This is a genomic window from Streptomyces sp. NPDC002573 (assembly GCF_042889625.1).
In the GTDB taxonomy this organism is placed as follows: domain Bacteria; phylum Actinomycetota; class Actinomycetes; order Streptomycetales; family Streptomycetaceae; genus Streptomyces; species Streptomyces gibsoniae.
On the sequence record NZ_JBIARC010000076.1, the window covers coordinates 1 to 14055 of the forward strand.

Here is a 14055-nt window from a genome sequence, read left to right on the forward strand (position 1 = left end):
GCGGCCTCCCCTCGGTGTACCACCAGCGTGTAATATACACCCCGATCGCCGACAGCGGCTGGTTGGGGGTGGCCCGGGGGGCGGCCCCCCCCCCCCCCCCCCCTTCCGTATGGCACATCCCGGGGCTCGGGTTAATCTTGCCGCCGTACCGGACACGGGGTGCCCCGCCAGGGGCTGAGATCACACCCGTCGAACCTGAACCAGTTCGTACTGGCGGAGGGATGTCTTTCATGCCTTTGGCGCATGTTCCCGGCGGGCTGCCCGCCGACAGCCGGCGAGCCGTCTTCGACGGCCGGATGCCCAGCGCTCCCGGCGATCTACGGATCGAGGGGCACGGCATCGAACCGGTCCCCGAGACCCATCGCTACGGCGGCGCGGGCCGGCTGTTCACGGTGTGGTTCGCGCCCAATCTGACCATGACCGGTGTGTTCACCGGCACCATAGGCATCGCGCTCGGCCTCGACTTCACCACCGCGCTCGCCGCCGTCGTCCTCGGCACGCTGATCGGCGCGGTGCCCACCGCCTATCTGAGCACCTGGGGCAGCCGCACCGGCGCGGGGCAGCTCCCGCTCGCCCGGCTCGCGTTCGGGCGAGCGGTCGCGCTGCCCGGTGTGCTGCAGTGGCTGTCATCGGTCGCCTGGGACGCGCTGATCGGGCTCTTCGGCGGCGACGCGCTGGCACGGCTGTGCGGCTGGCCGTTCTGGCTGGGTGTCCTCGTCGTCATGCTGGCGCAGGGGGCCCTGGGAGTCCTCGGCTACGAGGCCATCCACCGCCTCCAGATCGTCATGACCTTCGTGCTCGCGGCCGCCTTCGCACTGATCGCCCTGCGGATGTCCGGCAGCGTCCATGTGGCCGCGACGGGCAGCGCGCACGGCGCCGACCGGGCGGGCGCGTTCGTGCTGACCAGCACGATCGCCCTCAGCCTGGCCCTGTCCTGGGCCCCGTACGCCAGCGACTTCAGCCGCTATCTGCCTCGTGCCACGTCCCGCTCCCGGATGTTCTGGTGCACGCTGCTCGGGCTCGCGGTGTCCTACGTGGCCGTGCAGGCCCTCGGGCTGTGGGGCGCGTCCGCGCTGACCGACCAGACGGCCACCGGGGTGGACACGCTGCTGGGCGGCGGCACGGCGGGCGCCTTCGGACTGCTGGCCGTGGCACTCGCGGCCCTGTGCAGCAACGCGATGAACGACTACAGCGGCTCACTGGCACTGCAGACCGTGGGCGTGCGGATACCGCGCCCGGCGGCCGCCGCGCTCGCCGTGCTGCTCGGCTTCCCGCTGGTGCTGTGGATGCACGCGGCCGACACCACGGCCCGCTTCCAGAACGTCCTGCTGTTCGTGAGCTACTGGATCCCCGGGTTCGTGGCGATCGTGGTCGTGGACTGGTTCGCGCGGCGCGGCACGCGCATCGATCTCGCCGCCGAGGCGGCCCGGCCCCGGCCGGCCTGGCCCCCGGTGCTGGCGTTCGCCGTCGCCTTCGCCGCGGCAGTGCCGTTCATGGACACCGGACTGTATGTGGGCCCGGTCGCCCACACGCTGCACGGCGCCGACATCTCGTACTACGTGGCGTTCGTGGTGGCCCTCGCGGTGTACGCGCCGCTGCGCGCCCGGCAGGCCCGGGAGAACCGAGAGACCGCACAGATCCGAGAGGAGGGTCGCGCATGACCGCGCCGCCCCGTGTGCTCACGATCGCCGGATCCGACTCGGGCGGTGGTGCCGGGATCCAGGCCGACCTCAAGACGATGCTGGCGCTCGGCGCCCATGGCATGAGTGTGATCACTGCGGTCACGGCGCAGAACTCCGTCGGGGTGCAGGGCGCCTGGGAGCTGCCCGCGGAGGCGGTCCGCGCGCAGTACCGCAGCGTCGTCGACGACATCGGCGTCCAGGCGGTCAAGACGGGCATGCTGGCCTCGCCCACGCTGGTCACGACGGTGGCCGACCTGCTCACCGATGTGGTGGCCCCGGTCGTCGTAGACCCGGTCAGCGTCTCCAAGCACGGGGACCGGCTGCTCGCCGACGACGCGCTGGACGCCGTACGCACCCGGCTGCTGCCGCTCGCCACGGTCACCACGCCCAATCTGGACGAGGTCGCGGAGCTGACCGGCCTGCGGGTGACCGACGAGCCGGGGATGCGCCGCGCGGCCGAGCGCCTGCTGTCGTACGGGCCCCGATGGGTCCTGGTCAAGGGCGGGCATCTGCCCGGGGCGGCCGTGGACCTGCTGACGGACGGCCGGGAGGAGCACTGGCTGCGCGCCGAGCGCCACGACAACCGGCACACCCACGGCACCGGCTGCACGCTCGCCTCGGCCGTCGCGGTCGGGCTCGCCCAGGGCCTTACGGTGCCCGAGGCGGTCCGCCGGGCCAAGGAGTACGTCACGGCGGCCATCGCGGCGGGCTTCGCACTGGGCGCCGGCATCGGACCGGTGGACCACGGGTGGCGGCTGCGGGAGCACGGGGGACGGTGACGGCGGTGGGCGCACACGTGCCCGCGGTACCGCACTCCGGGGCGCGCTGACCGGCCCGCCGCGCCGGAGCCGACCCTACCGGTGCGGCGCCCCGGAGCCGACCCTCCGGCCCGGCGTGCCGCGCTCGGCCGTCCGGCCCGGCGTTCCGCAGCCGGCCGTCGAGCCTGGTGTGATGGACCGGCTGACCGGCCTGGTGTGATGGAAGGGCAGCATCGACCCTGCTCAAGGCCCCGACCCCGCTCAAGGTAAGGACCGTACCCTGAACACCCCGCTCGCCGAGGCTCTCTCCGCCCTACTGCTCGTCGCCGTGCTGGCCGGCGCCGTGATCCGCCCCTTCGGGCTGCCGGAGGCGGTCGTGGCGGTTCCCGCCGCCGGGATCGTGGTGGCGACCGGCGCGCTCTCGGTGGACCACGCGCGGGCCGAGGCCGCGCGCCTCGGGCCGGTGGTCGGTTTCCTGGCCGCCGTCCTGGTGGTGGCGCACTTCTGCGACACGGAGGGACTGTTCCGGGCCTGCGGCGCATGGATGGCGCGCTGGGCGGCGGGCCGTCCCGGGCGGCTGCTGACGGCCGTCTTCGCACTCGCCTCGGTGATCACCGCCGTGCTCAGCCTGGACGCCACGATCGTGCTGCTCACCCCCGTGGTGTTCGCGACGGCGGCCCGGATGGGCGCACGCCCGAAGCCGCATCTGTACGCCTGCACACATCTGTCGAACACGGCCTCACTGCTGCTGCCCGTCTCCAACCTCACCAATCTGCTCGCGTTCGGCGCGGCCGGGCTGAGCTTCACCCGCTTCGCCGCCCTGATGGCCCTGCCGTGGCTGGTGGCCATCGGTGCCGAGTACGTCGTCTTCCGGCGCTTCTTCCGCCGTGACCTCGCGGCCGGTGCCACGGCCGAGGAGCCCGGCGAACCGCCGCAACTGCCGCTGTTCGCACTGGTGACTGTCGCCTGCACGCTCGCCGGCTTCGTGGTCGCCTCCGCGGTCGGCATCGACCCGGCGTGGTCGGCGCTGGGCGGAGCGCTGGTCCTCGCCGGCCGTGCACTCGTCCGGCGCCGGGCCACCCCGCTCACCGTGGTGCGGGCGGCGGCGCCGTCCTTCCTGGCGTTCGTGCTGGCTCTGGGCATCGTGGTGCGCGCGGTCGTCGACAACGGCCTCTCGGACGCCCTCGGCCGGCTGATCCCGGGCGGGACGGGACTGCCCGCCCTGCTGGGGATCGCGGCGCTGGCGGCCCTGCTGGCCAATGTGATCAACAACCTGCCGGCGGTCCTGGTGCTGCTGCCGCTGGCCGCCCCGTCGGGGCCCGGCGCGGTGCTCGCCGTGCTGCTCGGCGTGAACATCGGCCCCAATCTCACCTACGCCGGGTCGCTGGCCACGCTGCTGTGGCGGCGCATCGTCCATCAGCACAGCCATGGCGTGGACCTCAGGGAGTTCACCCGGCTCGCGGCGATCACGGTACCGACCGCCCTCACCGCTGCGGTGGTCGCGCTGTGGGCCTCTCTCCATGTCGTCGGGACGTGAGCACCGCATTCGCCCGCGGCCGACGCGACCGGTCTTCCGGCAGATCCGGCCCCTTCCGGTGAGCAACCCGTGCCCCGTCGTCCGTACTTGACCGGTACAGCGGCACAAGCCGTACGGAGCGACATCCGCCGCACCCGCCGGACACGCGGGCCGGGGCGGATCCGGACCCAAGGAGCACAGCATGCAGGCGACCGCCCAGATCGGCGTCACCGGACTCGCGGTGATGGGCCGCAACCTGGCCCGGAACTTCGCCCGGCACGGGTACACCGTCGCCGTGCACAACCGCACCCCGACCAGAACCAAGGCACTGGTGGAGGAGTTCGGGCACGAGGGCGCGTTCGTGGCCGCCGAGACGGCCGAGGACTTCGTGGCGGCGCTGGAGCGACCCCGCCGCCTCATGATCATGGTGCAGGCGGGCGCGGCCACCGACGCGGTGATCGAGGAGTTCGCCCCGCTCCTGGAGCCCGGCGACATGATCATCGACGGTGGCAACGCGCACTTCGCGGACACCCGGCGCCGTGAGCGGTCCCTGCGCGACCGCGGTATCCACTTCGTCGGCGCGGGTGTCTCCGGCGGCGAGGAGGGCGCGCTCAACGGGCCGAGCATCATGCCCGGTGGGTCACCGGAGTCGTATGCCGCGCTCGGTCCGATGTTCGAGAAGATCAGCGCGAAGGTCGACGGCGAGCCGTGCACGACGCATGTCGGCACGGACGGAGCCGGACACTTCGTGAAGATGGTGCACAACGGGATCGAGTACGCCGACATGCAGCTCATCGGCGAGGCCTACGACCTGCTGCGCCAGGTCGCCGGATTCTCTCCCGCGGAGATCGCCGAGATCTTCCGCGAGTGGAACAAGGAGCGTCTGGACTCCTACCTGATCGAGATCACGGCCGAGGTGCTGTCCCATGTGGACGCGGCGACCGGCGAGCCGTTCGTGGACGTGGTCGCCGACGCCGCCGGGCAGAAGGGCACCGGACGCTGGACCGTGCAGACCGCGCTGGAGCTGGGCTCGCCGGTGACCGCCATCGCCCAGGCCACCTTCGCCCGCGCCACCTCCGGCCAGTCCGCGCTGCGCGACGCCTACCGCGGACTGCCCGGCGGCTCCGGCTCGGACCTCACCCCGTACGAGGCCGAGCGCTTCACCGCGCAGGTCGAGCAGGCCCTGTACGCGTCGAAGCTGATCGCCTACGACCAGGGCTGGAAGATGATCCTGGACGCCGCCGAGGAGTTCGGCTGGACCATCGACCTCGGCGCGGTCGCCAGGATCTGGCGCGGGGGCTGCATCATCCGGGCCGCCTTCCTGGACCGTATCCGCGCCGCCTACGCCGCGGACCCGAACCTGGTCAGTCTGCTGTCCGACGAGGGCTTCGCGGCCGAGATCACGGACGCGCAGGTGCCGTGGCGCGAGGTGATCGCCGTCGCGGCCCGCCGGGGCGTGCCGGTGCCGGCGTTCTCGGCGGCGCTGTCGTACTACGACTCTCTGCGCGCCGAGCGCCTGCCGGCCGCGCTCACCCAGGGCCAGCGCGACTACTTCGGCGCCCACACCTACCGGCGTGTCGACCGCGAGGGCAGCTTCCACACGCTGTGGGGCACGACGGACCGCGCCGAGACCCAGGCCTGACCGGGACCCCGCCCCACCGCAGGCCCGACCCCGGCCGGGCCTGCGGTCGCGCCCATGGCGCTCGGACGGGCCGTCCCTATTCCCCGGTGAAGTAGGCGTACGGCGCCACCGAGACCGCTTCCGAGATCGCGCGTTCGTCGTCCTCGGCGGCTTCGGGGTCGAGGTCGCGTGCCCACAGGGAACGCATGGACCATACGGAGAAACCGGCGTGGAAGTCGTGACCGATGTCCGAGGGCGTGCTCGTGTGCCCCAGGGCATGGAGGTCCGCGACTACGTCGTCGAGGAAGCGAAAGGTCAGCTGGACCCCGTCGTAGTGCGCTTCGGCGCCGCCGTCTTCGCCGCTGTGCCGGATCTCGACGAGCTCGACGGTCTCGTCCGCCGCGTAGGTGATCACCAGCATGGGCGAGGTCGTGTAGACGGCCCGTCTGCCGCCGGGACCGTGGTACGGCGGACCGATGCGCTCTTCGACCTGCGGACGCCGATCGCCGATCCTGACGAGGTCGACGCCGAGTCCGGGGATGATCTCCACGCCGGCATTCTGTCAGTGGGGGCGAGCCGTCGGGGAGTCACCGGTACCACTGCGGGAACCGCGACAACAGGGCCTCCCATCGCGCTCGTCGGTCTCGACGACCCCGAGCCGCGCAGGAGGCCCTGTCCTCAGGCACATCGCGGCCGAAGATCACCCGTTCGGGATGCGACACCCGAACTCACGCTTCGCCGGGCGGCTTCGGTCGCGGTCAGGGCACCACCGTTCCCTCCGCGATGTGCGGCATGCCCTCGCCCGACGCGTTCCAGCCGCACATGTACACCTGGTAGTGGTGGCCAGGGGTCAGGCCGGTGATGCGGCGCAGCGGGCTCACCGTCGGGGCGTAGCCGTAGACCTTGGCGAAGACCGCCGGGGTGTCCGTGTCGTAGACGTAGACGGCGTACCGGGTGAGGGAGTCGTCGTGGACCGGGGTCCAGCTGACGTCGATCTCCCCCGGCCCCGCGGCCTGGGCGGTCACCTCGTCCGGCGGCTTGGGCGTGGTCGGGTGGGCGATGCCCGAAACCGGCTGGGACCAGGCCGACTTCAGGTCGTCGGCGTCGCCCGCGACCTCGCGCACCCGGACCTCGTAGCGGTGGCCGTCGACCGGCTGGAAGCTGAACTGCCACGGCAGGTCCCACCGGTTGAACTGGGCCGCCGGGACGGCGTCCTCCCAGGGCTTCTCCGCGCCGTCGACGACCTCCCGCCACTGCACGTCGTAACTGTGCGCGCCGACGATCTTGCCCCAGGTCACGGTGACCCCCTGCTGGCTGCCGTCGAACACCAGGTCGGTGGGTGCGGTCACCTGCCGGTCGGGAACACTCGCCGGGGCCTCGGGCGCCGCCGTGCCGATGCCGAACGCGTCGTGCAGGGCGGTGCCGAAGGCGGCCGCGATGCGGTACTCGCCCAGAGGGTTGGGGTGGAGGCCGTCGTAGGCGGTGGCACAGGTCTTGGAGGACGGGTCGCAGCCCATCGCCTTGTCGACGTCGGCGATCACGACCGGCGAGTCGGGGGTGGACCAGCCGGGTGCCGCCTGGGCGAGGGCGGCGTCGTAGTCCCTTGTGCGCTGCGGGAGTTGCGGATTGGCGTCGCCGAGTGTGGTGCGCTGCGGGACGTTGGCCAGCACGATCTTCACATGCGGGTTGGCGTTGCGGGCGTTGTCCACGAACTTCCTCATGGTGTCGACCAGGCCGGCCCCTGCGCCCTGCCAGCCGATGTCGTTGAAGCCGAGCTCGACCAGGAGCACGTCGGGCAGATGCCCCTGGGCGCCCTGGGCGGCCATGACCAGCTCGATGGTGCCCACGTCCTGCCCCAGGGCGCGGCCCCACATCGCGTAGTGTCCCGAATCGCCCTGGACGAATCCAGGGGCGTCGCTCTGGGCGTAGGCACCGGTGAACTGCGACGGGTCGGGCTGCGCCGGTGGTGGGGCAGGGGGGTTCTCCACCAGCGGCGGCGGCTCCGGCGGGTGCGCCGCGTTCTGCTTCTCGGTCCCGGTCAGCGGTCCGACGAAACGGGCCTGCCAGTTCTGGTCCTGGGCCCACTCCCACAGCCGGTACCGCCATGTGGCGTCGCCCTCGTACCCGTTGCTGATCGAGTCGCCGACGACCATCACGTTGCACGTCTTGTCGTCCGTCGCACCGCACTGCGCGGCGGAGGTGGAGACGTCCGTCGTCCTGAGCGCCGTCTCGAAGTTGCAGACGTCGTTGTACGGCTCCGGCCGTCCCGGCGAGTAGCCGCCCTGATAGTTGTAGACCTGGATGAGGTACGGCCGCCTGTCGTCGTGGTGCAGGAACCATGCGATGAGCCTGTCGGAATGGTTCACGTGGTAACTGGGGTTCGCGGGCCCGCTGTCATCGGGTTCGATCGAGTACTGGTACCCATAGGCGTTGGGATCCACCTTGGAGTCCCGCTTCCCGAACCAGGGCTCCCCTCCGATGTACGCCCACCCGTACAGATAGCTCCAGCTGTCCTGCCCCTGCTGGTCGTAGTGCCGCCACTTGAAGCCTTCGTCGAGATCCTGCTCGTCGTACGGGACGCAGGCCAGCGCGGCCGAGTTGTGCAGGTGCACCTGGCCCTTGCAGGTACTGCCCCACCACCACGCGTTCCAGAGCAGCTTCTCGTGGGCGAGGTTGCCCGCGTCGATCTCCCAGATGCACTTGACCTTGCCGCGGTTCTCCAGCTCGGGCAGCTCGCGGGTGTCCCAGGTGTTGTCCTTCCGTACGCACTTGCCCTTGATCACCCATGCCTGGTCGGAGGTCTGCCGGGCGTATTCGGCCGAGGCGAACCGCCAGATGTCCTTGGCCTTGTTGTCCGGGGTGTCGAACGGCGGCATCTTGAGACCCGCGTCGGCGAGGCGCATCTCCAGCGTCTTCTGGCCGCGCTGCTTCGCGTACTTCTCAGTGATCGGTTTGACGCTGTCGGCCTCGCTCTGGCAGGAGCCGATCCGCCCGGTCCAGAACAGGTTGCTGCCCGGCGCGCTCACCAGCGCGGCCCGCACCTGGTCCTGCGTGGGGATGTCGTCCGCGCTCGCGTGGGGGGCCAGAGCGGTCTGCCCGAGAGCGAGCAGGGCGCCGACCAGTATGAGTGTCAGCCATCTTCGCCATTCGAGCCGCGGGCGGCTGTCCCGCCGCACGGGATGCGCTGTCAGCACCCGGAGTACCCCGCTCCCGGCCGGCTGGGCACGAACGCACGCTGAAGCGCGGTCGTCCGTAAGGGGCGTGTCGCCCGCCCCGACGCGTCTGAGAACGCGTCAAGGGTGGTGAATGCAGTCAAGGCAACTCCTCGGTGGGGGTGATCGCAAGGGGGTAGAGACGACGCGCATTATTGCCGCCCCGCCGAGCCCCGTGCCGGGCTATGACGGAATGCTTGCGGTGGCGTGGGACTGCGCCTCCAGTGTTCAAGTTCCGTTGGTAATAGGGACCTTGGACGTTCAAGGGTGGGGCGGGATCCCTGGACGCAGAAGACTTGGGCCCTTCGCGCCTGAAAAGCGAAAGGCCCACACGTGAGAGAACGCCGCGAAAACGCCGTATTCGCGCTGCGTCACATAGCCGGTCGGATTCGCCACCGTGCTCCGATCCCCGCCAGGGCGAACTTCATCGCTTTCCCTGTGCGACCCCTCCACGAAGACGACTGAAAATCGCCGGAGCCGCGATTTTTGGCCAATGCGACGGGGAAGCTCTTTTCACTCACGCGCGCTCATCGTCTCCCTTTCAGGAAGAGGCGCCGGTCGGACACCGCCCGGTGTCGACATGCCGTGCGGCCGGGCCGCCCTTAGGCTGGCGAGGGCCGCCGCCAAATGTGCGCGTCGTCAACCGTGAGGCCGGATCATGAACACACAGTTCGACGTGGTGGTCCTGGGCGCGGGCCCGGGTGGGTATGTGGCAGCCATTCGATGCGCCCAACTCGGCCTGCGAACCGCCATCGTCGAAGCACGCTTCTGGGGCGGAATCTGCCTGAACATCGGCTGTATCCCGGCGAAGTCCCTGCTCAGAAACGCCGAAGTGGCCCATCTCGTGCTCCAGGAGCGGGACACGTTCGGCGTGCGGGTCGACGGTTCGGTGAGTCTCGACTACGGGACTGCGTATCTCAGAAGCAGAAAGGTGGCCGACGGCCGCGCGAAAGGCGTCACCTATCTGATGCGCAAGAACGGCATCGCGCAGTACGAGGGACAGGGCATCTTCGTCGACCCCCACACTCTGAACGTCCGCATGCCCGACGGGGACACCACTCTCACCTTCGCCCACTGCGTCATCGCCACCGGCTCCACCGTGAAGCTGCTCCCGGGAACGCGCCTCGGCACACGCATCGTGACCTATGAGGAGCAGATCCTCTCCGACCACGTACCCGCGAGCATCGTCATCGCCGGGGCGGGCGCCATCGGCGTGGAGTTCGCCTATCTGCTGCGGGCCTACGGCGTGGACGTCACCCTGGTCGAGTTCTTCGACCGCGTCGCCCCTCTGGAGGACGAGGAGGTCTCCGCGGAGCTGGCCCGGCAGTTCCGCCGGCAGGGGATCAAGGTGATGACGTCCACCCGTGTGGAGTCGATGGAGGAGACGGCGAACGGCGTCCGCGTCGTCGTCTCGCAGGACGGTCGGCAGCAGATCCTGGAGGCGGACAAGGTGCTCCAGGCGCTGGGCTTCCAACCGCGCACGACCGGATACGGGCTCGGGCAGGCCGGCGTCCGGCTCACGGACCGCGGCGCCATCGACGTGGACGGCCGGTGCCGTACCAGTCAGCCGCACATCTTCGCCATCGGTGACGTCACGGCGAAACTGATGCTGGCCCACGCCGCCGAGGCGATGGGGGTCGTCGCCGCGGAGACCATCGCCGGCGTGGAGACGATGGAACTCGACTACCGCATGATCCCCCGGGCCACGTTCTGCCGGCCCCAGATCGCCAGTTTCGGCTGGACCGAGACCGAGGCCAGGGACGCGGGGTTCGACGTCCAGGTCGCGAAGTTCCCGTTCACCGCGAACGCGAAGGCGCACGGCTTCGGTGAGACGGCCGGATTCGTGAAGCTCCTCAGCGACGCGCGGCACGGCGAACTTCTGGGCGGCCATCTGATCGGCCCGGACGTCACCGAGCTTCTCCCGGAACTGACCCTGGCGCAGAAGTGGGATCTGACGGTGACCGAGCTGGTGAGGAACGTGCACGCGCACCCCACGCTGAGCGAGGCGGTCCAGGACGCCCTGCACGGACTGGCCGGGCACATGATCAATCTGTGAATCGTTCCGCGAGTGCCACGGGGGCCCAGGCACAGGGTCTGCTCGGGGATGACGTCCCGGTCGTCGGAAGGGGCGCGAAGCTGCAGGGCCATGGGGCCTTGTGGCGTTGTGGTGCTGGGCGCACCGGGGCTCGCCTGCCGGAGACGGCCGGCGGTGGCCGTTCGTGCGCCCGCCGGGGAAGCTGGGCGTACCGGAGCGGCCGAGCGGACCGAGGTGATCGCCGATGGTGGACGAGAGTGTGGACTATCCGGGCCTTATCGTCCCGGTCGGGCACATCGAGCCGGTGCCGCGGCGCATCCGTGCGCAGGTCGGCGGCCGGTGGGCGTTCGACACCCGGCACGCGCTGTACGTGTGGGAGTGGCCCGGCTATCCGCAGTACAGCATTCCGCTGCGGGATCTGGCCGAGGGCGTCCTCGTCGACGACGGCCGCGCCGGCCGACTGAGCCCCGGCCCTGCGCGGCGGCACTCGCTGCGGGTCGGCTCCGATGTCCGAGAGGGCGCGGCGTGGGTCTGGGACCAGGGAGCCCCGGAGGCGCTCATCGGCACCGCCCGATTCCGGTGGGACGCGATCGACGCCTGGTACGAGGAGGAAGAGCAGGTCTTCGTGCACCCGAGGAGCCCGTACACACGGGTGGACGCGCTGCGCTCGTCCAGCAGTGTGCGCGTCGAGGTGGACGGCACCGTCCTGGCGGACGCGCCGTCATCGGTGAAACTCTTCGAGACCGGCCTGCCGACTCGCTACTACCTGGAACGCGCCTATGTCGACTGGACCCGGCTGCGCCCCTCGGACACGGTGACGGCGTGCCCGTACAAGGGCAGGACCAGCGGGTACTGGTCCTTCGTGAGCGGGGCCGCCGCCCATGACAATGTCGTCTGGGCGTACGACTTCCCGACGGTATCGTGCGCCGCCATCGCGGGGAGGGTCGCCTTCTACAACGAGCACGTCGACCTGTACTTGGACGGCGTCCTACTCCCGCGGCCCACCGCCCTCTCGCGGGCCCAGTGGGACAAGCAGCAGCGGGCGGCGCGTTCCTGAGCCGCTGGAGCCACAGGGTGGACGCATGCCCGTGGTGAAAATCGTGTAGCTGCTCGTGTCACCGGTGCACCGGTACACGGGGCGGCCGTCCGAGGGGCCCTCGGCCGCGGCCGGGGAGGAACTGGTCCGGAGCGTCGAGGTACGACGGAACCTGGGCATCGTGGGCGACCGCTACTACGCGCGCCCGGCGCATCGCGACGCCGCCGTCACGCTCATGTCGGCCGAGAACCTGACGCTGGACATCAATCCGGTGGCCGATCTCCCACCCGGCACTCGGCCGCAGCCCCATGGTTGGGCCGAGCCGCCCGCGGTTCCGGGGCCACCGGTATGCGGTGCCGGAACGTGGCCCTCGGCGGCCGTGAGGAGTGAGTGGGGGCACCACCCGGCTGGAAAAACGACTCAGCGGGTCTGCCGAATCCGGCAGACCCGCTGGTCACACGTGTCGGGACGACAGGATTTGAACCTGCGACCCCTTGACCCCCAGTCAAGTGCGCTACCAAGCTGCGCCACGTCCCGTTGCCCGTCTGACCTGGGGTTTCCCCGGGCCGAACGTGCACAGAAACAATACCGCACTCGGGACGATGGTCGCGCACCCGTTATCCGCCGTCCCCCGTCCTGTCACTCTCCGGCGGGCAGGCCCAGCTCCGGGTGGTGCTCCAGAAGCCGGGGTGAGGCCGCCTGGCGCCAGGAGTCGGCAAGGATGTCCCGCAGCTCGCCCTCGTCCTCCACGGCGGCCAGACGCACCCGGATCCAGGCGAACTGCGCCTCGTGCCCGGCGACCCAGAACTTCCCGGGCTCGGCAAGCACCAGCTCGTCCCGCTCCTCCTTGGGGCAGCGGACCGCCATGGAGGTCTCGTCCTCGGGCAGCGTGGCGAACATCTTCCCCGCGACCCGGAACGTGGGCATGCTCCAGGCGGTCTTCTCGGCCGTCTCGGGCAGCGACAGGGCGATACGGCGTACGTCTTCGGCATCCAGCATGTCCTGCACCGTAGCCAATGCCACTGACAGCCGGCCGGTGCTCAAGGGAGAGCGCCGGCCGGCTCGACCCGCTTGTAGAAGATCGTGGTCGGGCACAGCGCTCCGGCCGGTGTCGCCGCGTAGTCCGGAATCACCCCGGCGCGGGTCCAGCCCGCGGTGCGGTACAGGGCCTCGGCCGGGCTGCCGGTCTCCGTGTCCAGATGGAGCAGCGTGATCCCGGCCTCGGCGGCGGCCCGCTCCGCGGTGGCCAGCAGCGCACTCCCCAGGCCCCGGCCGCGCAGCTCCCGGTGCACCATGAGCTTGACCAGTTCGGCACGGTGGCGGCTGTTCGGCTTGTCCGGGAAGGCGAGGCTCACAGTGCCCGCCAACCGCTCCCCCGCCGTCGCCGCCCACACCGCGAGACCTCCCGCGTCGACCACGGCCGCCCGCCCCTTCCACCAGGCGAGGGCCTCCGCCCGGTCGAGCGGGGCGAGGAATCCCACGGAGGCACCGCCCGCGACGGTGTCGGTCAGCAGCTCGGCCAGTTCCTCGGCGCGGGCGAGCAGGTTCCCGGCGTCGAGCCGGACGATCGGGGTCATGGGAGCACCACCACGAGCGCGTAGCGCACCTCGCCCGGGCCCGGGCAGCGGAACCGCGTCGGACCCCACACCCGCAGCCGCAGGCAGTCACCGGCGGCGAGCCGGTGCTCCACGTCCTGGGCGGTGACCTCCAGAGTCCCGTCGAGGACCCAGATGTGCTGTTCGAGTCCGGGCACGGGCGGCCGGTCGTAGGCGATGTCCGCCCCTGCCGCGAGCCGCCCCTCGACGAGTTCGCCGCGCAGCCCGGGGTGCGGAGGGGACACGGACCGGCGTACGAAGCCGGCGGCCGCGTCCTGCCATCGGGCCTGGTCGGCGGCGCGCACCACCTGGGCGGGCTCGCTCTCGACCTCGCTCAGCAGTTGGGACATGGTGCGGCCGTAGACGCCGCACAGCCGGTTCAGCATCGAGGCGGTGGGGCTGATCTCGGCGCGTTCCGCCCGGGACAGGGTGGACCGGCTGACTCCGCTGCGGTCCGCGAGCTCGCCCAGCGACCAGCCGTGTTCCGCCCGCAGCTCGGCGAGGCGCGCGGCGAGCCGGGCGTCGACGGGATCCATGACGTCACTTGCCATGGCCAGAACCTATCCCGGATCAGGGATTTCGTGCCAGATATGGGATGAG

Annotated in this window: 11 protein-coding genes, 1 tRNA gene and 1 riboswitch; of the genes, 6 read left to right on the top strand and 6 right to left on the bottom strand. The window is 71.0% G+C overall.

What is annotated here, in order from left to right:
* The first annotated feature begins 145 nt into the window (after positions 1 to 145).
* Positions 146 to 239: riboswitch (TPP riboswitch) on the top strand.
* From ACFYX0_RS39400 to gndA, 4 genes are all read left to right on the top strand, one after another.
* Positions 231 to 1661, top strand: coding sequence for a purine-cytosine permease family protein (locus ACFYX0_RS39400; RefSeq protein WP_388978510.1), 1431 nt, complete (start codon positions 231 to 233; stop codon positions 1659 to 1661). It overlaps the preceding riboswitch by 9 nt.
* The gene (thiD, locus tag ACFYX0_RS39405) at positions 1658 to 2461 is read left to right on the top strand and encodes a bifunctional hydroxymethylpyrimidine kinase/phosphomethylpyrimidine kinase (protein WP_355922494.1); all 804 of its coding nucleotides are present in this window, start codon (positions 1658 to 1660) and stop codon (positions 2459 to 2461) included. Before ACFYX0_RS39400 ends, thiD begins: the two co-directional genes overlap by 4 nt.
* Positions 2462 to 2720: 259 nt before the next feature.
* A complete protein-coding gene (locus ACFYX0_RS39410; protein ID WP_388978563.1) occupies positions 2721 to 3977 on the top strand; it encodes an arsenic transporter in 1257 nt (418 codons plus the stop codon).
* Between the two features lie 181 nt (positions 3978 to 4158).
* A complete protein-coding gene (gene gndA / locus ACFYX0_RS39415) occupies positions 4159 to 5598 on the top strand; it encodes an NADP-dependent phosphogluconate dehydrogenase (protein ID WP_388978513.1) in 1440 nt (479 codons plus the stop codon).
* Positions 5599 to 5674: 76 nt separating this feature from the next.
* Here the strand turns inward: gndA and ACFYX0_RS39420 are convergent, their stop codons facing one another.
* Together ACFYX0_RS39420 and ACFYX0_RS39425 are read right to left on the bottom strand one after the other, a co-directional pair.
* Positions 5675 to 6127, bottom strand: coding sequence for a hypothetical protein (locus ACFYX0_RS39420; protein ID WP_388978516.1), 453 nt, complete (start codon positions 6125 to 6127; stop codon positions 5675 to 5677).
* A gap of 208 nt (positions 6128 to 6335) precedes the next feature.
* Entirely contained in the window at positions 6336 to 8771 is a 2436-nt protein-coding gene (locus ACFYX0_RS39425; protein ID WP_388978519.1) for a GDSL-type esterase/lipase family protein, read from the bottom strand.
* A 676-nt stretch (positions 8772 to 9447) separates the two neighbouring features.
* On the opposite strand from ACFYX0_RS39425, the gene lpdA reads away from it, so the two are divergent.
* Together lpdA and ACFYX0_RS39435 are read left to right on the top strand one after the other, a co-directional pair.
* Positions 9448 to 10845 (top strand): dihydrolipoyl dehydrogenase, encoded by a 1398-nt coding sequence (gene lpdA / locus ACFYX0_RS39430; protein WP_388978522.1) that lies wholly within the window; start codon positions 9448 to 9450, stop codon positions 10843 to 10845.
* Between the two features lie 223 nt (positions 10846 to 11068).
* Positions 11069 to 11881 (top strand): DUF427 domain-containing protein, encoded by an 813-nt coding sequence (locus ACFYX0_RS39435; protein ID WP_388978525.1) that lies wholly within the window; start codon positions 11069 to 11071, stop codon positions 11879 to 11881.
* A 442-nt stretch (positions 11882 to 12323) separates the two neighbouring features.
* Here ACFYX0_RS39435 and ACFYX0_RS39440 read toward each other — a convergent pair.
* The 4 genes from ACFYX0_RS39440 to ACFYX0_RS39455 form a co-directional block, all read right to left on the bottom strand.
* Positions 12324 to 12397, bottom strand: a tRNA-Pro gene (locus ACFYX0_RS39440).
* Positions 12398 to 12499: 102 nt separating this feature from the next.
* On the bottom strand, positions 12500 to 12859 hold the full coding sequence (locus tag ACFYX0_RS39445; RefSeq protein WP_388978528.1) for an MmcQ/YjbR family DNA-binding protein: 360 nt from the start codon (positions 12857 to 12859) through the stop codon (positions 12500 to 12502).
* 41 nt (positions 12860 to 12900) lie between these two features.
* A complete protein-coding gene (locus ACFYX0_RS39450; protein WP_388978531.1) occupies positions 12901 to 13437 on the bottom strand; it encodes a GNAT family N-acetyltransferase in 537 nt (178 codons plus the stop codon).
* Positions 13434 to 14006 carry a helix-turn-helix domain-containing protein gene (locus ACFYX0_RS39455; protein WP_388978534.1) on the bottom strand — a complete coding sequence of 191 codons (573 nt, stop codon included), beginning with the start codon at positions 14004 to 14006 and terminating at the stop codon, positions 13434 to 13436. Before ACFYX0_RS39455 ends, ACFYX0_RS39450 begins: the two co-directional genes overlap by 4 nt.
* Positions 14007 to 14055 lie beyond the last annotated feature (49 nt).

Bases quoted from the DNA above. Each gene is read 5' to 3' on its own strand.
- ACFYX0_RS39400 (WP_388978510.1), top strand. From the start codon at position 231: ATGCCTTTGGCGCATGTTCCCGGCGGGCTGCCCGCCGACAGCCGGCGA.
- thiD (WP_355922494.1), top strand. From the start codon at position 1,658: ATGACCGCGCCGCCCCGTGTGCTCACGATCGCCGGATCCGACTCGGGC.
- gndA (WP_388978513.1), top strand. From the start codon at position 4,159: ATGCAGGCGACCGCCCAGATCGGCGTCACCGGACTCGCGGTGATGGGC.
- lpdA (WP_388978522.1), top strand. From the start codon at position 9,448: ATGAACACACAGTTCGACGTGGTGGTCCTGGGCGCGGGCCCGGGTGGG.
- ACFYX0_RS39435 (WP_388978525.1), top strand. From the start codon at position 11,069: ATGGTGGACGAGAGTGTGGACTATCCGGGCCTTATCGTCCCGGTCGGG.
- ACFYX0_RS39445 (WP_388978528.1), bottom strand. From the start codon at position 12,859: ATGCTGGATGCCGAAGACGTACGCCGTATCGCCCTGTCGCTGCCCGAG.
- ACFYX0_RS39450 (WP_388978531.1), bottom strand. From the start codon at position 13,437: ATGACCCCGATCGTCCGGCTCGACGCCGGGAACCTGCTCGCCCGCGCC.
- ACFYX0_RS39455 (WP_388978534.1), bottom strand. From the start codon at position 14,006: ATGGCAAGTGACGTCATGGATCCCGTCGACGCCCGGCTCGCCGCGCGC.